The sequence below is a fragment of the Paenibacillus sp. PCH8 genome, from assembly GCF_002968835.1.
Lineage (GTDB): Bacteria > Bacillota > Bacilli > Paenibacillales > Paenibacillaceae > Paenibacillus.
Genome location: NZ_PKQK01000004.1, coordinates 516,361 through 537,777 on the forward strand (window position 1 = coordinate 516,361; position 21,417 = coordinate 537,777).

The 21,417-nt window shown below is 45.0% G+C and carries 18 protein-coding genes; 11 read left to right on the plus strand and 7 right to left on the minus strand.

Annotation, left to right across the window (positions count from 1 at the left end; all coding sequences use genetic code 11):
* The first annotated feature begins 35 nt into the window (after positions 1–35).
* The 4 genes from C0Q44_RS23855 (at position 36) to C0Q44_RS23870 (ending at position 4,992) form a co-directional block, all read left to right on the plus strand.
* On the plus strand, positions 36–2,144 hold the full coding sequence (locus C0Q44_RS23855; protein WP_105409695.1) for a serine hydrolase domain-containing protein: 2,109 nt from the start codon (positions 36–38) through the stop codon (positions 2,142–2,144).
* Between the two features lie 301 nt (positions 2,145–2,445).
* Positions 2,446–3,894 carry an amino acid ABC transporter substrate-binding protein/permease gene (locus C0Q44_RS23860; protein ID WP_105409696.1) on the plus strand — a complete coding sequence of 483 codons (1,449 nt, stop codon included), beginning with the start codon at positions 2,446–2,448 and terminating at the stop codon, positions 3,892–3,894.
* Positions 3,887–4,615 (plus strand): amino acid ABC transporter ATP-binding protein, encoded by a 729-nt coding sequence (locus C0Q44_RS23865; RefSeq protein ID WP_105409697.1) that lies wholly within the window; start codon positions 3,887–3,889, stop codon positions 4,613–4,615. Before C0Q44_RS23860 ends, C0Q44_RS23865 begins: the two co-directional genes overlap by 8 nt.
* Positions 4,616–4,785: 170 nt before the next feature.
* The gene (locus tag C0Q44_RS23870; RefSeq protein WP_374955141.1) at positions 4,786–4,992 is read left to right on the plus strand and encodes a hypothetical protein; all 207 of its coding nucleotides are present in this window, start codon (positions 4,786–4,788) and stop codon (positions 4,990–4,992) included.
* Positions 4,993–5,011: 19 nt separating this feature from the next.
* Here the strand turns inward: C0Q44_RS23870 and C0Q44_RS23875 are convergent, their stop codons facing one another.
* The 7 genes from C0Q44_RS23875 to C0Q44_RS23905 form a co-directional block, all read right to left on the minus strand.
* A complete protein-coding gene (locus tag C0Q44_RS23875) occupies positions 5,012–5,590 on the minus strand; it encodes a class I SAM-dependent methyltransferase (protein ID WP_105409699.1) in 579 nt (192 codons plus the stop codon).
* A 22-nt stretch (positions 5,591–5,612) separates the two neighbouring features.
* The gene (locus C0Q44_RS23880) at positions 5,613–6,665 is read right to left on the minus strand and encodes a sensor histidine kinase (protein ID WP_374955144.1); all 1,053 of its coding nucleotides are present in this window, start codon (positions 6,663–6,665) and stop codon (positions 5,613–5,615) included.
* Between the two features lie 55 nt (positions 6,666–6,720).
* Entirely contained in the window at positions 6,721–7,401 is a 681-nt protein-coding gene (locus tag C0Q44_RS23885; RefSeq protein WP_105409701.1) for a response regulator transcription factor, read from the minus strand.
* 53 nt (positions 7,402–7,454) lie between these two features.
* A complete protein-coding gene (locus C0Q44_RS23890) occupies positions 7,455–8,042 on the minus strand; it encodes a class I SAM-dependent methyltransferase (protein WP_181151151.1) in 588 nt (195 codons plus the stop codon).
* Positions 8,024–8,533 carry a DedA family protein gene (locus C0Q44_RS23895; protein WP_105409703.1) on the minus strand — a complete coding sequence of 170 codons (510 nt, stop codon included), beginning with the start codon at positions 8,531–8,533 and terminating at the stop codon, positions 8,024–8,026. The genes C0Q44_RS23890 and C0Q44_RS23895 overlap by 19 nt, the downstream gene beginning before the upstream one ends.
* A gap of 417 nt (positions 8,534–8,950) precedes the next feature.
* The gene (locus C0Q44_RS23900; RefSeq protein WP_105409704.1) at positions 8,951–10,231 is read right to left on the minus strand and encodes a glycoside hydrolase family 27 protein; all 1,281 of its coding nucleotides are present in this window, start codon (positions 10,229–10,231) and stop codon (positions 8,951–8,953) included.
* Between the two features lie 110 nt (positions 10,232–10,341).
* Entirely contained in the window at positions 10,342–11,223 is an 882-nt protein-coding gene (locus C0Q44_RS23905; RefSeq protein ID WP_105409705.1) for an AraC family transcriptional regulator, read from the minus strand.
* Between the two features lie 209 nt (positions 11,224–11,432).
* Between C0Q44_RS23905 and C0Q44_RS23910 the strand changes: the two genes are divergently transcribed.
* The 7 genes from C0Q44_RS23910 (at position 11,433) to C0Q44_RS31590 (ending at position 21,372) form a co-directional block, all read left to right on the plus strand.
* The gene (locus C0Q44_RS23910; RefSeq protein ID WP_105409706.1) at positions 11,433–12,197 is read left to right on the plus strand and encodes an alpha/beta fold hydrolase; all 765 of its coding nucleotides are present in this window, start codon (positions 11,433–11,435) and stop codon (positions 12,195–12,197) included.
* 429 nt (positions 12,198–12,626) lie between these two features.
* Positions 12,627–14,195 carry a response regulator transcription factor gene (locus C0Q44_RS23915; RefSeq protein WP_105409707.1) on the plus strand — a complete coding sequence of 523 codons (1,569 nt, stop codon included), beginning with the start codon at positions 12,627–12,629 and terminating at the stop codon, positions 14,193–14,195.
* Entirely contained in the window at positions 14,192–15,931 is a 1,740-nt protein-coding gene (locus C0Q44_RS23920) for a sensor histidine kinase (protein WP_105409708.1), read from the plus strand. Before C0Q44_RS23915 ends, C0Q44_RS23920 begins: the two co-directional genes overlap by 4 nt.
* A 119-nt stretch (positions 15,932–16,050) precedes the next feature.
* Positions 16,051–17,727, plus strand: a complete 1,677-nt coding sequence (locus C0Q44_RS23925; RefSeq protein ID WP_105409709.1) for an ABC transporter substrate-binding protein — start codon at positions 16,051–16,053, stop codon at positions 17,725–17,727.
* A gap of 15 nt (positions 17,728–17,742) precedes the next feature.
* Positions 17,743–18,714, plus strand: coding sequence for an ABC transporter permease (locus C0Q44_RS23930; RefSeq protein ID WP_105409710.1), 972 nt, complete (start codon positions 17,743–17,745; stop codon positions 18,712–18,714).
* Between the two features lie 15 nt (positions 18,715–18,729).
* On the plus strand, positions 18,730–19,650 hold the full coding sequence (locus C0Q44_RS23935; protein WP_105409711.1) for a carbohydrate ABC transporter permease: 921 nt from the start codon (positions 18,730–18,732) through the stop codon (positions 19,648–19,650).
* 438 nt (positions 19,651–20,088) lie between these two features.
* Positions 20,089–21,372 (plus strand): carbohydrate-binding protein, encoded by a 1,284-nt coding sequence (locus C0Q44_RS31590; RefSeq protein ID WP_374955145.1) that lies wholly within the window; start codon positions 20,089–20,091, stop codon positions 21,370–21,372.
* Positions 21,373–21,417: the final 45 nt, after the last annotated feature.

Consider the following 21,417-nt stretch of genomic DNA (forward strand, 5'->3'; position numbering starts at 1 on the left):
CAGAGATTCCTAATCCATACATCAGACAGGAGAAGATGAGATTGACACTGAAAAAACGAACTGCTATCGCTGCCATAACTGTGGTATTGGCGATGATGGCTCCAATGTCTGCCATAGCTGCTTCAGCTACCAGCAACGGCAGTAATCTAACGTATGACGTAACTCAAAAAGCTGTGGCCGCGAAGGCCAAGGTACTCACGGAATCATACGCTACGACAAGTGTGCAATACGCACTGATAGATGAGGGGGAAATTGTGATCTCCGGTCAAGCAGGCAAAAATGACCTGAAGAACAACATACCTCTATCTTCTAATACAATGTACGGTATAGGTTCAACCAGCAAAATGTTGCTCACAACCGCCGTAATGAAGCTGGTTGAAGAAGATAAGGTTGACCTGGATATACCCGTAGTGAACTACATCCCGGATTTTAAGATGAAGGACAAGCGTTATGAGCAGATTACGCCACGTATGTTGCTGAATCACTCATCTGGACTTCTCGGTTCGTCAAGCAACAGCTCAATACTGTTTGGAGACAATGATACCTATGCACATGATACGTTACTGGATCAATTGGCGACGCAAAATCTAAAGGCAGATCCTGGTGCATACTCAGTGTATAGTAATGATGGCTTTACATTAGCCGAGATTCTGGTCGAGAGAGTCAGCGGCATGAGCTTCACGGCTTTCATGCACCGGTATATTACCGAACCCCTGGGTATGGAGCATACCCAAACACCGCAGGATGTGGTAGACATCAACCAAATGGCAGCAACCTACTCCCCGTCGCAGGAGGGACCACTTCCACTTGAGACCACCAATATGATCGCTTCAGGAGGCATATATTCCACCGCTGAAGACCTGGTTCAATTCTCGAAAATCTTCACGGGTGAGGTTGAGGGTGTTCTTTCCCAAGAGTCCGTAGATGCGATGGGACAAGAAGAATACAAGAGGGGCATGTGGCCGGCAGATAGTGATTCGTCTATTGGCTACGGCCTGGGATGGGACAGCGTGAACCTGTTTCCTTTTAATGATTACGGCATCAAAGCAGTAACTAAAGGTGGCAATACAATAACATATCACTCTTCATTAATTGTGCTTCCAGAATACAATATGGCTGCTGCGGTAACCTCTGCGGGTGGTTCGAGCACAACCGATCAATTGCTGGCGACCGAACTGTTGCTTGGCGCACTTGAAGAGAAGAATATCATCCCGGAGCGCAAGCCTGAAAAGTCACATGGGAAGCCTGTGGCAGCAAGCATGCCCAAGGAAATATTACAGCATACAGGTATATATGGTGGTGGAGCCAATATGTTAATGAAGCTGGAAGTGAAGGATGGCGGGAAGTTAACGATGTCTATGTTGTCATCTCCGAATAGTCCAGCTCAGACGTACACTTACATTGCTGATGGCTCATTTGTGAATGACGCGGGTACGGAAAAGTTGAAGTTCGTTCAGGAAGACAACGGGAATACGTACTTGTGGTCTCGCTTGTATCAGTCCGTTCCTGGTCTTGGGCAGATCGCTTCTTCGGAATACAAGGCAGAAAAGCTTGAAGCCAATCCATTATCTGAAGATGTAAAGGCCGCATGGCAGAAGCGAGAAGGAAAAGCGTATGTGTTGGTCAATGAGAAGTATACGTCAACCTTGTACAATACAGCTATGCCGATGATCCCTATTCAGACATTCCATGAATTGCCGGGTTATGTCTATACCAATAAGATCCTTGGAGCTAACCAGGCCTTGAACCAATTACAGATTTCTGGTGTGGCGGGTCGGGACACGATGGAGTTCAATTTCTATGAGGAAAATGGCGTGGAATACGTTACCGCTGGAGGAAACGTATATGCTGGACAAGAGATTATCAAACCGATCTATTCAGGAAATCAATCGAAGACAACGATTCAAACGAATGGTTATGCTACATGGTTTTCGATTCCGGCTTCAGCTGCAGGCAAAGAAATGACAGTCAAAATGCCTGTGAACGGCGCTTTTGCCGTGTATAATCAGGCCGGTGTCGCTATCAACCACACTGTAGTTAGTGGGATAAATAAAATGATTTTACCGGAGAACGGATATATTGTGTTTGCTGGTGAGGCTGGTTCGAAGTTCGAGATTGTATTGACAAGCCGAGCGAATTCATAGAAAATAAAAAAACTGTACAACAAAAAGTCGCGGAAACGCGGCTTTTTTTGATTTTTTTGGTTTCATTCTGTAATTTTGGGTTTCGTAAAGCTTACCTGAAGGGTAAGTATAAAAGGATATTTACTGGATGATGAAAAACAATGTACAGACAAACGATGAAGGTGGGTAGAAAGAGCATTGATTGTTAATATCCTGCAAATAATAACAATACAGTGTACAAAAGATCTTAAATAAGCACCACAGCAGTAACGATTTCAAGAAAATAATGATGATTCGGACAACACCGAGATGGGGAGGACATATGAAAACAACGAAGATCTCATTTTTTATACTTTCACTAGTGCTGCTCCTAGTGGCGGGGTTATCCGGATGGGTAGGAAATGCTGCAGCAGAATCCAATTCAAGCAAAACCTACGTAATCGGTACAGATATCACATTTGCTCCGTTTGAATATCAGGATGAGAATGGGGATTATGTAGGTATTGATATGGATTTGCTGGCAGCGATCGCCAAAGACCAAAATTTCAAATATGAGATTAAAGCGCTGGGATTCAATGCAGCTGTTCAGGCACTGGAGGCCAATCAGGTCGATGGTGTAATCGCAGGGATGAGTATCACAGATGAAAGAAAAGCAAAATTTGATTTTTCAGATACTTATTTTGAGTCGGGCGTTGTTATGGGTGTTAGTGCCAACAATGACACGATCAAAAGTTACGAAGATCTCCGAGGCAAAAAAGTCGCGGTGAAAACAGGAACAGAAGGGTTCAGCTTTGCAGAGTCCGTAGCTTCGAAGTATGGCTTCACAATCGTTCCGTTTGATGATTCTTCCCAAATGTATGACGATGTGAAAACCGGTAATTCCGTAGCCTGTTTCGAAGATTATCCTGTGCTGGCTTATGGAGTTAAACAAAATAACGGTTTGAAAATTGTTACTGCTAAAGAAGACGGGGCTCCCTACGGATTTGCAGTAAGCAAGGGTAAAAATCAAGAGCTTCTGGAAATGTTTAATACCGGTCTGGCGAATATCAAGGCTAATGGTGAATACAAACGCATTACTGAGGTATATCTTGGGGAGAATGCTCCAACTGCGGCCAACATGGGTCGCTGGGAGTTAATACAGAACTCTCTTCCTGCACTGTTCAAAGGTCTGGGAAACACGCTCTTATACACGATTGTTTCTCTATTCTTCGCGTTTATCATTGGTTTGATATTCGGCTTCATGAAGGTAGGACATAACCGATTCCTGCGTGGTGTTGCCACCGTATTTGTGGACATATTCCGCGGAATTCCTTTGATTGTTCTGGCATTCTTTATCTATTTCGGGATACCGCAGGCTATGGGCTTCACGATGCCGCTGTTCCTGGCAGCCATTCTGACATTAAGTCTGAATGCAGGTGCATATGTCACTGAAATTATTCGTGGTGGGATTCAATCCATTGATCGTGGTCAGATGGAAGCTGCTCGTTCACTGGGTCTTCCTTATCGGAAAGCGATGATGAAGATTGTCATCCCACAGGCTATACGGATTATGATCCCTTCCTTTATTAATCAGATGGTTATCACACTGAAAGATACGTCGATCTTGTCCGTCATTGGCCTTGTGGAGTTGACGCAATCGGGTAAAATTGTCATCGCGAGAACGTTCTCCTCTTTTGACATTTGGTTGACCGTTGCTGTCATGTACCTTATTGTCATTATCACATTGACCAAAATTGCTGACTATCTGGAGGTGAAGGTTCGTCGTGGCTAAAATTAAAGTTGAAGGATTGAAGAAAAGTTTCGGCACGAATCAGGTGTTAAAGGGAATTGATGTGGCCGTCAATGAAGGAGAAGTTGTCTGTGTCATTGGACCTTCCGGTTCAGGCAAAAGTACGTTCCTGCGTTGCATCAACCAATTAGAGGAGCTTACCGCTGGTCGAGTTATCGTGGATGACCAAGATTTGAATAACAGCGCAACCAATATTAACAAAGCGCGTGAAAATATTGGCATGGTGTTCCAACATTTTAACTTATTCCCCCATTTTAATGTGCTAAAAAACATCATGTTTGCACCTAGAGAGCTTGGGATATTAAATGCCCAACAGGCACGTGATACAGCACTCCAGTTACTTGAGCGCGTGGGTCTGTCAGACAAAGCCGATAGCTTCCCGGCACAACTCTCAGGTGGACAGAAGCAGCGGGTAGCTATCGCTCGTGCACTTGCCATGAATCCGGACGTTATGTTATTCGATGAACCTACTTCGGCGCTTGACCCTGAGATGGTCGGAGAAGTGCTTGGTGTCATGAAAGACCTCGCGGCCGAAGGCATGACGATGATGATCGTTACCCATGAAATGGGCTTTGCCCGTGAAGTAGCTGATCGTGTGATCTTCATGGATGGTGGTTATATCGTCGAGGAAGGTACTCCCGCAGAGATCTTTGGAAATCCGAAGAATGAGCGGACGATTAGTTTCTTGGAAAAGGTACTTTAGAAGGTACCCTGGTATTGATCTGCAAAAGTCTTGTCTGTAGGCGAATACGTTGTACCTATTGAAAGCCGCTATTCCGCGGCTTTTTTTGTTACAAAAAAAGACTCGCGTCAAGTTATAATGAAATTCCCTGGAATACTTGCAAAAGAGAGGTTGGTGGTCTAGTGGAAGCCGTGTCACTTGAAGAACAACGGGAATGTATCAAAGCCTTTCAATCAAGCATTCGCAAATCGGAAAATGCCTTAGCTAATATGATATTTCCTTCCCTTGAGAGCATGTATGTTAAGTCCGCAGCAGGTAGCCCTCAACGTACGCTTTTAGCAAGAAGGATTAAGGCATTCCAACTGGCTATTCAAGCCATGGAAGATCATTCGATTTAACGATCTCACCTTTCAGCCTTCAGCTTCCTGCATCTGTATCTTCTTTTTTGCGACAATGGTACACAAAGACCGGAGGCATATTGAAGGGTATAAACTCAATGTTCTCGATAATCAATTGCTCAGCCAGTTTTTTCTTCATATGAAGAGAGTGCTGGTATAAGATCAACAAGCCTTCAGGTTTGAGAGCCTTCGTCATCTGAGAAAGGATATGACCTCGCATTTCTCTTGAAAAATTGAAAAAGGGTAAACCACAAATAATGCAATCCAGTTGATCGATGTGTTCTTGATTCATTTTTTTCAACAAAGAGGAAGCGTTGGAATGGAAGTTGAAGTCAGGAAAGTCCTGCTTCAGATGATATCGCATCTTTGGGTCTCGTTCGAACAAAAGCACAGTTGCAGAAGCAGGTAAGTTTTGTTTAATGAGGCGTGTGATGGAACCGGTGCCTGGCCCAAGCTCTGCCATGGCTCCGACGTCATTCCAACGAACAGACTGAACAATTTTACTTGCCAGATATTTAGAACTGGGCAGGATACTTCCTACTCGTTTGGGGTTTTTAAGAAATCCTCGCAGGAACAGAAGAGGTTCAGATATTTTCATGGATGATTCCTCCAGCATCGTACTAATGTTTACTGTTGATATGTGCAGGTAAGCTTAACTGAAACGTAAATACATTATCGGTATGATGAAGTGTTAACGTTCCTTGATGTAACTCCGCAATATTCCTTGCAATGGACAGCCCCAAACCGGAACCGGATTGAATACCTTCGCTACTCCTTGAATAATCCACTTTATAGAATCGATCAAACAGTTTGTCCTTTTGCTCAAGGGTGAGCGGTGTTCCTATATTTTCGACTTCAACCCTAATCTGTTCATGACGAATATTCATTCGAATGTAGATCGTTCCCGGTTTGAGGGAATACTTCAGGGCATTCATGAGAAGGTTATCGATGGCCCGAGCAATCTTATCACTGTCCACACAGGCCATGATTGGAGCATCGCCGATCTCTTTCTCGATATGAATACCATTCTCCTGAGCTAAAGGTTCAAATTCGAACAGCAACTGATCCAACAGTTGATATAGGTTAACCTTATTCAGATTCAATTGGGTATCCACAGAGGTTAGACGTGTGTATTCAAACAGATCATCGAGCAACTTTTTCAGATGTGTTGCTTTGTTATAGGTGTTCTGAACGAATCGGTCATACTCCGCTTTGTCTTGAAAGGAGTCTGTTCTTAGAAGCTCAATATAACCGATTATACTGGTGAGCGGTGTGCGCAAGTCATGGGAGATGCCCGTAATCATATCCATCTTGGATTTCTCCATTTCACGTTCCTTCACAATCAGTTGTTGTAATTGTTCGGTCATATGATTGATATTGGAGGCGACTCGCCCCAATTCATCTTGACGATTAACAGATACCCGATAATCCAGATTGCCTTCGGATATGAGTTGAAGTCCTTGCTCCAATGAAACGGGATCTCTACCAATCTTTCGTGTAGAAACCAAAAAGGTAAACGTAAAGATCAAGATAAATATCGGGGTCAGAATATAAGGGAAAATGTTGAGAAGCCCGTTCCATTCCAGCCCATCGCTGATTTTTGCAACAATCGTAATCAGGATATTATTAATCATTACAGATGCAACAATGGAAATGACAAAACTGATCACCATTCGATTGAGGATATGAATCTGAATTTTTTTGGTTTGCTTGAATTGCGGTAACGGATTATTCAATTTTATAACCCACTCCCCATACCGTTTTGATATACTGAGGTTCCCTTGGATTCAATTCCAGCTTTTCTCGTAAATTACGAATATGGACCATTACCGTATTGTCGGAATACCCATAAGGTTCTTTCCATACGGTTTCATATATTTTCTCTGAACTGAACACTTGTCCCGGATAACTGGAAAGGAGTACCAAAATAGAGAATTCCAGAGGCGTTAAGGCAATATCATTGTCTTTTAGCTTTACGGAATGTTTATTTGTATCGATAAGCAGATCCTTAATAAGGATAAGCGAATTGAATTCCGCTTTTCCTATCAAGGATTGACGTCGTAATTGAGCTTTCACGCGAGCAAGTAATTCCAGTGGATTAAACGGCTTGGTCATATAATCATCCGCCCCGGTGGTCAAGCCAGTAATTTTATCAATGTCCTCCTCCTTGGCAGATAGCATAATAATGGAAGTGGACGATACTTCTCTTATTTTTAAACATGTCTTGATTCCATCCATTATGGGCATCATAACATCCAGAATAACAAGTTGAACCGATGTTTTCTGCATGATATGTAGTGCTTCTTCACCATTGGCTGCTTCAATAACGTGATATCCTTCATTTCGCAAATAGACATGTATGACATCACGGATATCCGGTTCATCATCAACAACGAGTACGGTATGCATGGATTAAAGCTCCTTTTCTATAGTAGGTTAACCATCCGTGTAAACAATGTTGATCATGTTTGAATTGTTTCCTTTTTGCGACAGACGTAAACGAATGCAGGAGGGATGTTGAAAGGCACCAACTGTATCTTTTCAATTATAAAACGCTCGGAAAGAATCTTTTTCATCTGTAATGAATATTGAAAGGCAATGAACAATCCTCCAGGCTTGAGCGCCTTATATACTTGGTCTACTAAGGTATCTCTCAATGCAGGTTCGAAATTAAAAAAGGGGAGACCACTAAAAATACAGTCCAGTTGCTGAATTTTTTCCTGTTTCATGCATTCCACCAAGTGAGCTCCATCAGGATAACAAGAGAAGTTCGGGTATGTTGTCCGTAGATTAGTTCTCATCGTCTCATCCATCTCAAATAGTAATACTTTGGTCGAACCCTGTACTTGCTTGTGGATATAACGGGTGATGGGACCTGTACCCGATCCAAGCTCAGCAACGGCTTTAACCTCCAGCCAATTGACTTGGTTCACCATGTTGTTGGCCAGAAAACGGGAACTGGGTATAATACTCCCTACGTATTTGGGACTGCGAAGAAAGCTTTTCAGAAATAAGATATACTCATTAGATTTCAATGTGGGTTCCTCCATTGGGTAAGTGCAGATAAAATGGGACTACCGAAGTAAATGCCTGCTGTAAAATAGGTTATGGTCCACAACAAGGCACTGGAATAGGAAACAAGAGCAAATTTTCGATAAGATATGCCACTGAGTCCAATGACCAATGGGAGAACATACCGCACGAGTGGAATGAACAGTCCGATACACATCGCCCAATTACCTCGTTTACTTAGCATGAGTTCAGCCTTGATGAAGTGTTTGTTATGTTGAAATTTGTGTTTTAACCTGGGTCCAAATATTTTACCTGCAAAGTATGCCAGGGTAATGGCTGTTAGTAGCCCTGATAGAATACAGAAGTATGTGGTCCATGAATGGATAACACCCGTGTGGCTCAGAATGGCACCGCTGATGATCGTAATCTCATTCGGGATGGGGATTCCGAAGGGCCCCAGCGAGAAGGCAAAATAAAAAATCAGATAACCATACTGATGAAGTAGCTCCAAGATCGTATTACTGATCATTGTTCTACCTCCTCTCTAGTTGATATAGACATCATAATGAAAAAAACTGAGGAATTAATGAGGGTAATTCTGAAGAAAATCTAAAGAATACATAAGCAAAGAACGAGTATGCATATCTAGAATCAAGAAAGTCGGATATCCATTGGAACCGTAGAATATAACCAACGTATTCGTTGTTTGAAGGGGACCACGGGGTAAGCTACTTACGTCTATACCGAATGGAGAATGATCATGGGAGATATAACGGTTCTGGCTTTGCAGGGATTACGTGATCGAGGTGGATTACAAAAGGGGCAACGTTTGCTTATTAATGGAGCGGGAGTATACATTAAGTGAAGCGGCTGTTGCTAATATAAGAATGCTTGAAATAAGAAAAAGGTCTGTCATGAATGACAGACCTTATTATCATATATTCATCTAGGAGAACCGGTAGAGACGTACGCCATGTGTAGGAACAGTGGTGCATAATAATCTCTCTGTGAGCACGGCAACTTCTCCGCTCCACAATTCGGTGCCTTTCGTAATACCCGACAGGCCGATCTCCTCAATAATTAGATCCACTTGAAGTGGGGATTCACCGATGTTGAATACAGCAACATACGAAGAGCCATCTGCATGTCCTGCTGTCCATACGATTAGATCCCCTTCATGTAATGCTTCTTTGGCTCCGTAGCTCTCGCGGTGCATACGCAGAACCTCACGGTTGGTTAGCAGGGACAGCGTCCACTCATCGTTATCTCTCAGTTCACCACCAAAGATAAGCGGAGAACGGAAGATACTCCAGAGTGACATCATCGTCAGTTGCTCATCTGGCGTGAACCGGGTCCAGCGATCTGCTCCGCCACCATCCACAGAACGGATACCGATGTGTCCCAAAGGAAGCATGTCACAGTCAGGCCAGCAGCCTGCCTTGGGAATGCCCTCCCACGTCCGGCAGCGATCGAACATATCCAGCAGCAGTGGCCACCGGTCCCAAAAGTCATCGGTCACACGCCACATGTTGGCATGTTCAGCGAAATATTCCGAGTACTCCACCGGAGCCGGTCCTGGCGACAGACTGAGAACCATGGGCCGTCCCGAGCGCTCGATCGCTTTGGAGATCATCTCAATCTCAGGCTGATGAGTGTCGTAGAGCCTGGAAGCTGCAATATCGTCCACCTTTACCAGATCAACACTCCAGGAGGCATACAGTTCAAACAGCGAATCATAATAAGCCTGTGCTCCTTCTTTGGAGCTATCAACCCCGTACATATCCGTATTCCATGGACAGATGGAGTTGGTATGAGCAATATCGCGTGCGGTCGCAGTTGTACCCAGGATCGGAGTAGCCGCATGGGCAGCTTGACGCGGAATACCGCGCATGATATGAATGCCAAATTGCAGTCCAAGGCTATGAACGTAGTCGGCGAGTGGCTTAAAACCTCGCCCATCCGCAGCAGAGGGAAACCGGTTCTCGGCAGGCATCAAACGTGAATATTCATCCATAATCAGTGGAACGAAGGCATGGTATTGTGAAGAGTTAGCAGAAGGTTCGTACCACTGAATATCGACCGTGATGAAGCTCCAGCCGAAGTCTTTCAGATGTTCTGCCATATACTCCGCATTGCCACGGATTTCGTCTTCGGTGACGGCTGCGCCGTAACAATCCCAACTGTTCCAGCCAAGTGGTGGTGTTGGTGCTGTAAGGGTATGATTCATGAAAATGCTCCTTTATGAATTGAAATTATTGCTCTGGTTAAACCCATCATAATAAAGGAGATTATTAATATCTACAGTAATGTTGATCGTGTGATAGCAATATATTGCGGTTAGTCAAAGAACAGTCTGCGATAGGCGAGACTCTCGCCGCCGCTGCGGAATTCACCGGGTGTGAGCCCAGTTAAGCCACGGAAGGCTTTGATAAAATAACTTCCGCTGGAATAGCCGACTTGTTCGGCAATCAATTCAATACTAAGCGAGGTTCCGCGCAGCAACTCCATCGCCTTTTCCGTTCGTACGCGGGTTAGATACGCACCTGGAGTCAAGCCTGTGCTGGATGAGAAGCGACGTATGAAGTGATATTTGGAAAGAGACACATGCTCCGCAAGATGATCCATACTGATCATTCTGGAGTAGTTGTTTTCTATGTATTCGACTGCCTGCTGTATGTTCCCGGACCAGTTTTCCCGGTTGTGCAGCGTGGTCTTCTGTAATCTCGTCAGTTCTGTCACGAACTGGTAGACGCTAGATGACGCGATCAGAGGGTCGGTGATTCTCCCAGCTGCCGCATCGGTCACGATCATCCGTAATAATCGGATGGGTGTACAATCAGCGGGTAGTTGGGGGACTTCTCCTGCTTCACGAAGAAATTTTCGCCAATGGGGCAAAATAAGTGCAGGCCGAAACAGCAGGAACAGGAACTCCCAGGGTTCTTTCGATTCTGGGTAGTAGTAATAGCGATGCGGACCTGGAATCTCGGCCAAAAATGCTTGTCCTGCGGTGACATGGTGAATTCGGTTATTCGACTCAAATACACCCTCGCCGGAAAGCGTGTACTGGAATAACAGGAGAGGACCATCCGTACGTTCCAGTCCATCCCAGCGGTAAGAAGGTTCCGTTATTGAATCACATCCGGCTGCAAATAGTACACACAATTGGAGCTCCTTGTCTTCAGCGAAGCGAAAACCATAGGTGCCTCTGGGAATATTCATATAAGGTCTCCTCTGATACAGAATCAGTATGTTTGGGTTCCACGAAGGAAACAGGTATCAGCTTTGCTTCGTATCCATACTCCATGAATATTTTATGACAAATAGAGATAGTAAGCAAAAGCATCTTGTAATTATACTTACCGGTAAGTATAATTTATGAGAAATGAATTAAAGGCTGATATTAGCCTCATGACAGGGTGGTTTTAGGATTGAGAACAGCACAACGTACAAACAAAGGGAAAAAGATTATACTGTGGACATTGTTGTCCATCGTTGTCATCGTGGTCGGAATTTTCGTGTATCTCCAATCGGTCACGTACAGTCCTTCTGAACGAGCGGAAGCGGCGCTGAAAAGTGATGATCAGATCACTATAACCACAATTAAAGGTGGTTATCAGTTCGAACCCAAGGGTACAGAGGTAGCGGAGCCCAATATTATTTTTTATCCGGGCGGTCTGGTGGAACCTGCAAGCTATTCACCCCTTGCCAGAAGATTGGCAGAGCAGGGACATCGGGTATATATCGCGGACATGCCATTAAATTTGGCCATTTTCGGTCCAAACAAGGCGGATCTGTTTATCGAGGAACATCCTGATGAAGCTTTTGTTATTGGCGGTCACTCGTTAGGTGGATCATTTGCTTCAAGGTATGCTGCCCAGCACAGCGAGAAGCTGGAAGGAATCTTTTTCCTGGCTTCCTATGCCGATAAAGGAGGGAGCTTGAAGGACACGGACTTGTCCATACTACAAATCACAAGCACAGATGACGGCGTACTTAACAGAGAAGACTGGGAGACCGCCAAGGAAAACCTGCCCGAAGACACGACCTATGTCAGTATAGAAGGTGGAAATCATGGTCAGTATGGCTCATACGGTACGCAAAAAGGTGATAATCAGCCTGCCATTACCGAGGAAAAACAGCTCGAAGAGGTAGGTGTAGCTCTGGATCACTGGATTAGTGCATTAAACAAGTGAATCCAGATCGAAATGATCTTGAAGTATGATGAGAAGTAATTATAATTCCTTATGAACATTTTGAGCGAAACGTCCCAGACAATAATCGGGGTGGATTCGCTCTTTTTGTTACGCAAAAAAGCAGAATGGATTACAAGCTGGATTGACTCCGAATAAATCTTATAAATTCTGCCTAATAAACAGAATGGATTGTACTTTGGCGCAATAAATTTGGCGATTCATGCAATGAAATTGCAAACAGCAACCTTTAGAATGGAAGAAATCTGGTACATTTAATCCAATATATACAAGTGATTTCTAATGGAGCTTCTGTAGCAGCGTTGTAGCTTGGCTTTTTTCATAGTAACGTAACGCAAGAGCCATACCGGATTCCGTTGAGGGAAAATATGACCGGGAGTTTGTTTTTTGTTTGGGGAAGGGGAGGAATGAATGTTAAAGGTATTGCTGGTGGATGACGAGATGTTTGTTCGAAAAGGGATGTATGAGCTGATTGACTGGCAGGCTCTTGGCATGGAGATTGCCGGAGAAGCAGAGAATGGGCTTGAAGCGCTCAAACAGGTGGAATATCTTCAACCCGACGTAATCATTACGGATATCCGTATGCCCATTCTGGATGGGCTGGAGCTGATCCAAGCTGTAGCGAATTTACCGAATCTGGAGCCGGTGTTCATCATCATTAGCGGTTATCATGACTTCAAGTATGCACAGCAGGCTATCCGGTACGGGGTTCATGACTATATCCTGAAGCCCATTGATGACGAAGAAATGACAGCTACGTTACAGAAGTCGGCTCAGATGATTTGTAATAAAAGAAAACATATCCTCTTGGCAGAGGAACAGGTCTGCAACATCATGCTGGAAGACATGATCAAAGGCCAGGTACAAAAGGAAGATGAGCATCGGTATGCGGAGGTATTCGGGATCAATCGTCATTCGGGTCTGCTGATAGGTCTGATAGAACTTCACACGGGCTTGGAGTTAAGAAAAGTGACTCTCCATCGAGTTCGTGAATTGCTTCACACACTAGAGGATGATGACTTCAATATATTTGTTATAGAAGAGCAGCGTGGCAGATTCGCCATGATGCTTCTATGGAAAGAACAGCCCACCAATCGTAATGTGGAAGACAAGATTCAACGTATGGATAGGGTGCTGAGTGAACAGTTGAATGTAGATTTTGGCCTTTATCCAGGTACACTTGTGAGTGATATGGCGAATATTCCGCGGTCTCTTACGGAGGCAGAAGAAGCAGCCAGGCACAAATATGCAGAACATGGAAGAGTTGTGAAGTACGCAGAGGTTAAGGACAAACCTCTGTATGTGTTCAATGTGAATCAGGAGGACGTTGATCCCGTAATTCTAAGTCTGGAGGAAAGGGACCATACTGCTTGCCATACGATGGTGGATGACATGTTCAAGCTGTTTCAAGTTCGCCGCTTCTCCCCTCAGGCTGTCACAGGCTCTCTACTACGTTGCATAACGGGAATAATGGCTGTAGTTCATGAGATGGGTGGTACAGATTCAGGTTTACAACGCTTAAAGGCACTGGCAGAGCAAAGTCATGAGAGGTGGAATCTGCGACTGTTGAAGCAAGCTTTTTGGGTTGCGCTGGAGGAAGCGGAAGAATACATAGCCGAGCTGCGGTTGGAGCAGTCCAAAGGAGATATCACCAAGATCAAACGATATATTGATACACATTATACGGAGAATATCAGTCTCAAAAGCATCGCTGCACTTTTCTATATGAATCCAGTCTATCTTGGTCGTCTGTTTCGCAAAAGCTACAGCCAATATTTCAATGAATATCTGCTGAACCTTCGCATTCAGGAGGCGAAGAAATTACTTCGTCAAACCGATTTGAGAATGTATGAAATTGCTGCCCGTGTAGGATTCCAGAATGCAGATTATTTCGTAACGCAGTTTGAGAAGATCGTTAAGATGTCACCTACCGCCTATCGTAATTTCCTGAAAGAAAATGGACAACGAGGTGTCCTATGACCCGGTGGAATCCGAACTATATGAAGCTTAGGGATAAGCTGTTGCTCATGTACATCTTGTCCGTGTTCATTCCGATTGTAGTTACGAATGTAGTATTCTATCAAGTCACAACAGCTAATATCCGCAGTCAGAAAACCCGTGATGCCGGCATCGCTCTGAACAATCTGAAGAATGACCTCCGAGTAACCATTGATCAGGGCGTTGGATTGTCCTATTCGTTATACGCTGACCCTGTCTTTAACGACACGTTGTCCCGTTCGTTTGGCAGCCATTTTGAGTATATTCAGGCCTACAATTCATACTTGAAAGGTGAATTTTCTGGACAGCTGAGCCAGGGAATTCGCTTGTATCAAGTGTACACCGATAATCCGACTATTTTGACCTCCGGGTACATTGAACGGTTGACCGACGCGGTTCGCAAGGCTAATTGGTATAAACAATTTCAGGCTTACTCTGTCCCTTATCCGGTGTTGATTGCAACGGATCAGATGTTAAGTCTCGTACAGCGACTCGACAATCAGGATACTGGCGGTGCAGAACAATTGCTGAAAATTGACTTGAATATGGATGTGATCAAGGAGCATTTTCGCAATAGCGGATTTGACGGGAACGTATATCTGGTAGATCCGAAGGGGATTATTCGTTTCTCCAATGATCCGAACATAGGGAGTTCCCGCATGGGGGAGCGTTACAGCGAGATTCAATTTCCAGAAAAAACACTTCCATTTGAACGTACGTATGCGGGCATTAACTATCTGGAAGATTGGTCATTGCAAGGTGTTATGGATGAGGAGATTGTGCTTCAGGAGGTTCGGAAATCACGCTCCTTCGTCGTCTGGCTTGCCTGCATCAATTTTGTGTTTCCTTCCATTATTATCGCAGCCATGTCCAGATCGATTCATGTCAGGTTGGTTCGGATCTTGAAACATATGAAAAAAGTAAAAACGCAGAACTTTCAGACGATTCCTCCTGAGGATGCAAGAGATGAGATCGGTCAGCTTACGATGGAATTCAACCGAATGACCGAGACGATCCATAACCTGATCCATGAGGTATATCTGGCGGACATTCAGAAGAAAGACTTGGAGTTAAAACAGCAGCAGGCTCAGCTTCATGCGCTTCATAGCCAGATCAATCCGCATTTTCTGTTCAACACCCTTGAATCCGTGCGCATGCGAAGCCTGATCAAAGGGGAAAAGGAGACAGCCAAAATGGTGCACCACATGTCCAAAATGTTCCGCAAGTCGATTAGCTGGAATCAGCATGAGGTGACGGTGAAGGAAGAGTTGGAACTGATCGACAGTTTCTTGCAAATTCAGAAATACCGCTTCGGTGAAAAACTCCAATATCGTATTGAAGCAGACCCTGCGGTACTGTTGTATCGAATTCCCAAGATGGTTATCCTTCCGTTTGTTGAAAATGCAAGCATTCACGGGGTTGAGTCAACGCCGGGTGAGGGCTTGATTCAACTTCTCGTTAACGCAGAGCAGAATCAACTCCATATTCGTCTGGAGGATAACGGAATAGGCATGTCATCCTCCAGACTGGAGGAATTGCTGAGCTACCTGGATCAGAGTACGGATATGGGAGAACATGTCGGCATGAAAAATGCGTATAGTCGCTTGAAACTTTGTTATGGTGACCGTTTCTCGTTTTCTATCCAGACATGGGAGGGAGAGGGGACACACATCCAGATCAAGCTACCGCTACAGGAAGAGGCCATTCATGATCTATGAAAGGCTCAATATACTTTTCAAAGTATAAAGTACATTTTCATGGGTAACTATGAAAGCGTTATCTTGATATATTGAGAATGCTTATAGACAAAAAGCTTATTTTAAGGGGGAATGCACAAATGTTAAAACCGCTATTGAAAACGACAGGGTTAGCCGTATTGTTAACAGCCCTGCTGGCCGGATGCAGCTCGAACAACTCATCACCGGCGCCTTCAGCAACAAGTGATGATGATAACAGTCCGGTCACGTTCTCGTATTACATGTTCTCTTCAGGCAAGAAGGATACCCTGGCAAGTGAAACCACGATTGGAAAGGCTTTGCAAGAACAGACGGGTGTGGATTGGAAAATGGAATATCTGGTTGGCGACAGTGCGACCAAAGCCGGTGTAATGATTGCCAGCGGGGATTACCCGGATGTAATCAGTTCGAGTGGTGAGATGTCCAAGCTTCTGGATGCCGGAGCCTACATACCGCTGGATGATCTGATTGAGAAATACGGCCCAAATATTAAAAGGGTATATGGGCCCTACTTCGATAAAATGAAAAATGCGGAAGACGGGAAAATCTACGCATTGCCTTATACAGCCAATCAAGGTGAATATTCCGGCAGCCCGAACGTGGGCGGAGGAGCCTTCTGGATTCAGCGTTCCGTACTCAAGGAGTTTAACTATCCCAAATTATCCACATTGGATGAATACTTCAGTCTGATCGAGGACTACAAGAAGAAATATCCAACCGTTGATGGGGCAGAAACGATCGGTTTTGTATCCCTCGCGGGCGTAGCCAACAACTTTTTCACCCTGCAGAATCCTGCCATGCATCTTGCCGGATATCCGAATGACGGAAGCGTTATGGTGGATATGAAGACTCATGAGGCAAAAGTCGTCGCAGGAACGGATGCACAGAAACGATGGATTCAAAAACTGAACGAAATTAATGCCAAAGGTATGCTTGATCCCGAATCCTTTACGATGAATAAGGATCAGTATCTGGCCAAATTGACCTCGGGCCGTGTTCTCGGTTACTTCAATTACGCATGGCAGGTTGGGGATGCATCGAAGAATCTGCTCGCGGCAGGCATAGATGAGAAACGGTACTCACCTCTTCCCATTGTGTTTGATAAAAGCATCAAAGATCAGTACATCGATCCACCTGGCTTCGTGAACAATTATGCAACGGGCATAACGGTAAATGCCAAAGATCCGGTGCGGATTATCAAGTATTTTGACAATCTGCTGAAAGAAGAGAATCAAATTCTGGTGCAATGGGGCATCAAGGATGAAACGTACAGCGTCGATGAGAAGGGTCGGTACTATTATGCCAATGAGGATCAACGTAAAGTGCATGATGATCTGGAACTGGGGCGTAAATTCGGATTCACCTACTTCGGTAATGACTGGCCGCGTTACGGCGGCGAATCCACTTTGACAGACGGAAACGCATTTAGTCCAGGGAACCAGCCTGAAGTGGCTGCAGCGTCTTACACCGAAGGGGATAAAAAGTTCCTCGAATCCTATGGCGTAGATACATTTAGTGATTTATTTAACAAACCGGAAGATCGTCCATGGTTCCCGGCCTGGTCAATCGCACTGGAACAGGGATCACCTGAGCATATATTCACTACCAAATCTGATGATTTGCAGCGTAAATATTTGCCGGAGATGATACTGGGTACACCAGCGAACTTTGACAATCTGTGGAATGCTTACTTGGCTGAATTGAACAAATTGGACAAAGCGGGTTATGAGAAAACCATCACCGAGGTTGTTCAGAATCGTGTTTCAGGAAAATGGTAAAGGAGTAGGTTCAACATGGAGAAACCGAATGTATCCCTTCAATCCATGCCTCCGGCATCCGGTCCGAAGGGAACCAGAGCCCATTCTTTTTTTAAACGGCTTGTGCAGCAACGAACCTTGGCATGGATGTGCCTTCCCTTTGTCGTCTGGGCATTTATCTTCAAATATCTTCCGCTATGGGGATGGACGATGGCTTTTCAGAACTTCAAACCGGCGAGATCCTTTGCGGATCAACAATGGGTAGGGTGGCATCATTTTCGTATCCTCTTTGAAGATAATACGTTCTACCGGGTGCTGCGAAATACACTTGCCATGAGTTCCATCAAACTAGTGCTTGGATTTGTTACAGCGATCACACTCGCACTTCTCTTGAATGAACTGAAGAACGTGATATTCAAACGTTTTGTGCAAACGGTCAGCTACCTGCCTCACTTTATTTCCTGGGTTGTTGCTTCCAGCATTGTATTGACCGTGCTGTCGCCAGACGGAATTATCAATCTGTTACTCATGAAGCTTCAGCTGATCGACAGTCCGGTGTTATGGATGGGGAAAGGGGAGTATTTCTGGGGTATTCTGGGGGCTACCGAGGTATGGAAGGATGTAGGCTGGAACACCATTATCTATCTGGCAGCGATTACGGCCATTGATCCTGCGCAATATGAAGCCGCCGAGATCGACGGAGCCAGTCGTTTCAAACGGATGTTATATATCACACTGCCAGGCTTGAAACCGGTTATCGTTATTTTGCTGATCATGAATATGGGAAGCATTCTGGAATCGGGATTCGAACCACAATATCTACTGGGAAACGGAATGAACATGGACTATTCCGAGAACCTGGATATCTTTGTACTGAAGTATGGCTTGGGAATGGGGAACTTCTCCTTAGGTACAGCGGCAGGCATATTCAAAACCGTGGTCAGCTTCATCTTCCTCTTCACCGCCAACTACATCGCGAAAAAAATGGGAGAAAGCAGATTATTCTAAGAGGAGGCCTGGGCCATGCAAAAAGCAAAATCACCCCGGTTGCGGAACAGTAGTACCGGGGACAGGGCGTTTGATATATTCAATATCATCTTTATGACCTGTCTGATGATTGTAACGATCTATCCTTTTGTCAATATGATTGCCGTTTCCCTGAATAATGCCAATGATGCCATTCGCGGTGGCATCTATCTATGGCCTCGGGTGTGGACACTGGATAATTACAAATACATATTCGGTGAATCCGATATCTATCACGCGACGTTGATCTCGGCGCTCCGTACAATCATCGGCACGGTTGTGTCCGTTTTCTGTACAGCTATGCTTGCCTATACGGTTAGTCGTCAGGAGTTTGTGCTTCGCAAGTTCGTTACGATGTTCTTTGTATTTACGATGTATTTCAGTGGGGGACTAATTCCAGGGTATCTGTTAATTCGGGATCTCGGCCTGATCGGCTCCTTCTGGGTATATATCATTCCGGGTGTAATCGGTGTCTTTAATATGATCGTCATCCGATCCTTTATTGAAGGTCTTCCTGAAGGCATTCTTGAGTCAGCCCGTATCGATGGAGCAGGGGAGTTCACGACATTTATCCGCGTGGTCCTGCCGCTAACGATTCCCGCAATGGCTACCGTATCGCTCTTTGTAGCCGTGGGACAATGGAACTCCTGGTTCGATGTATTCCTTTACAACTCATCGAACAAAGAACTCAGTACGCTGCAATATGAACTGATGAAGATTCTGCAAACCTCGACGACAGCGGCAACTTCATCGGCAAGTGATGTGTACCAGTCTGCCGAGAACAGTGGGACAGCAGTTACGCCAACCTCAATTCGAGCAACCATGACCATCATAGCCAGCGTTCCGATCCTAATCGTATATCCGTTCTTGCAGAAATACTTCGTGCAGGGTATGACGATTGGAGGTGTTAAGGGATAAGAACGGACAGATAGTATTCAAAATCATGAAAATCCGGGAGATGATACATACGTGAATTCGTTGATGAAAAAATCAATCTGCACGGTACTGGCCGCTGTGACGGCACTACCCTTATTTTTGGTACCTGCATCTTCTAAAGTAATGGCGGCAAGCGATGCCGTAATTAATGTGTCTTCGCAAAAACAAGTGATCCGTGGTTTTGGCGGCATGACACACTCAGGCTGGATTGGTGACCTGACTGCTGCTGAAAGAGAAACGGCTTTTGGCAATGGAGCTAACCAGCTCGGCTTCTCCGTATTGCGGATTCCCATCGACGAGAACCAAAACAACTGGCAGCGGGAAGTCGCAACAGCCAAAAAAGCGATTGAACATGGAGCGATCGTATTCGCTTCCCCATGGAATCCGCCGAGTGAGATGACGGAAATCGTTACCCTTGGCATGAGTACGGGTGGAGGTTCGACGTACGAAGCGGAATCCAATACAACATTAATTGGCACAACGGTAGAGAATTCACAGGCGGGTTATACCGGAACTGGTTATATCAGCTTTCAAAATGCGAGTGGATCATCCGTTCAATGGAATACCATATTGATTGGCAGTACAGGTACCAAAAACATAAAAATCCGTTATTCACTTCCGTCTGGGACGAGTAATCTGGATGTGTATGTGAATGGTACCAAAGCACTCAGTGGCATTCCATTTGAAGCTACAGGTAGCGGGAACACATGGAAGGAAAAGTCGATTCAGGTGCCTATGGTCAATGGAACAAGCACATTAAAGCTGGTTACCACGGGAACGGGAGGACCCCGCATCGACAACATCAACGCAACTCCATATGTACAGGTTACACAAGCCAAGCGGCTCAAACACGACATGTATGATGATTACGCACAATATTTAAATGAATTCGATGCTTACATGAAGGGTCAAGGCGTGGATCTCTATGCCATTTCCGTGCAAAATGAGCCGGATTATGCCCATGACTGGACATGGTGGACTCCAGAGGAGATGCTGCGTTTCATGAAGGAAAATGCAGGAGCCATTAATAACAGGGTCATTGCTCCCGAATCCTTCTCCTATGTGAAACAAATGTCAGACCCAATTTTGAATGATCCAGAGGCTCTTGCCAATCTCGATATTCTGGGAGCCCATACGTATGGCACGCAATATAGCGACTTTCCATATCCATTGTTCGAACAACAAGGAGCAGGTAAAGAGCTGTGGATGACAGAGGTATATTATCCAAACAGCGAGACTAACTCCGCAGATCGCTGGCCGGAAGCACTGGGTGTCGCGGAGCATATGTATAACGCCATGGTCGAAGGTAACTTCCAGACTTATGTGTGGTGGTACATCCGCAGACATTATGGACCCATCAAGGATGATGGAACAATTAGCAAACGCGGGTACAGCATGGCCCACTATTCCAAATTTATTCGTCCTGGCGATGTTAGGGTAGAAGCAACCAAAAATCCGGCGACGGGGGTGTTTATCTCGGCATACAAAGGTGATAACAAAGTTGTTGTTGTCGCGATCAACAAAAACACATCAGCGGTGAATCAGCCATTTACGGTGCAAAATGGAACAGCTTCCGCAGTATCCTCATGGATTACGGATAGCACTCGTAATTTGGCGGCAGGAACGCCTGTACAGACATCCGGCAACGGATTCACGGCCGAGCTTCCCGCCCAGAGCGTAACGACATTCGTTATTCAACCGTAACATTGAAATTTAATAAGATTGCTTCGGAATAAGCTGCCTGCGGGC

What these genes read in the sequence shown, in the direction of transcription:
- C0Q44_RS23855 (WP_105409695.1), top strand. Translation starts at nt 36, where the DNA reads ATGAGATTGACACTGAAAAAACGAACTGCTATCGCTGCCATAACTGTG.
- C0Q44_RS23860 (WP_105409696.1), top strand. Translation starts at nt 2,446, where the DNA reads ATGAAAACAACGAAGATCTCATTTTTTATACTTTCACTAGTGCTGCTC.
- C0Q44_RS23875 (WP_105409699.1), bottom strand. Translation starts at nt 5,590, where the DNA reads ATGAAAATATCTGAACCTCTTCTGTTCCTGCGAGGATTTCTTAAAAAC.
- C0Q44_RS23880 (WP_374955144.1), bottom strand. Translation starts at nt 6,665, where the DNA reads ATGGTGATCAGTTTTGTCATTTCCATTGTTGCATCTGTAATGATTAAT.
- C0Q44_RS23885 (WP_105409701.1), bottom strand. Translation starts at nt 7,401, where the DNA reads ATGCATACCGTACTCGTTGTTGATGATGAACCGGATATCCGTGATGTC.
- C0Q44_RS23890 (WP_181151151.1), bottom strand. Translation starts at nt 8,042, where the DNA reads ATGGAGGAACCCACATTGAAATCTAATGAGTATATCTTATTTCTGAAA.
- C0Q44_RS23895 (WP_105409703.1), bottom strand. Translation starts at nt 8,533, where the DNA reads ATGATCAGTAATACGATCTTGGAGCTACTTCATCAGTATGGTTATCTG.
- C0Q44_RS23900 (WP_105409704.1), bottom strand. Translation starts at nt 10,231, where the DNA reads ATGAATCATACCCTTACAGCACCAACACCACCACTTGGCTGGAACAGT.
- C0Q44_RS23905 (WP_105409705.1), bottom strand. Translation starts at nt 11,223, where the DNA reads ATGAATATTCCCAGAGGCACCTATGGTTTTCGCTTCGCTGAAGACAAG.
- C0Q44_RS23915 (WP_105409707.1), top strand. Translation starts at nt 12,627, where the DNA reads ATGTTAAAGGTATTGCTGGTGGATGACGAGATGTTTGTTCGAAAAGGG.
- C0Q44_RS23920 (WP_105409708.1), top strand. Translation starts at nt 14,192, where the DNA reads ATGACCCGGTGGAATCCGAACTATATGAAGCTTAGGGATAAGCTGTTG.
- C0Q44_RS23925 (WP_105409709.1), top strand. Translation starts at nt 16,051, where the DNA reads ATGTTAAAACCGCTATTGAAAACGACAGGGTTAGCCGTATTGTTAACA.
- C0Q44_RS23930 (WP_105409710.1), top strand. Translation starts at nt 17,743, where the DNA reads ATGGAGAAACCGAATGTATCCCTTCAATCCATGCCTCCGGCATCCGGT.
- C0Q44_RS23935 (WP_105409711.1), top strand. Translation starts at nt 18,730, where the DNA reads ATGCAAAAAGCAAAATCACCCCGGTTGCGGAACAGTAGTACCGGGGAC.
- C0Q44_RS31590 (WP_374955145.1), top strand. Translation starts at nt 20,089, where the DNA reads ATGAGTACGGGTGGAGGTTCGACGTACGAAGCGGAATCCAATACAACA.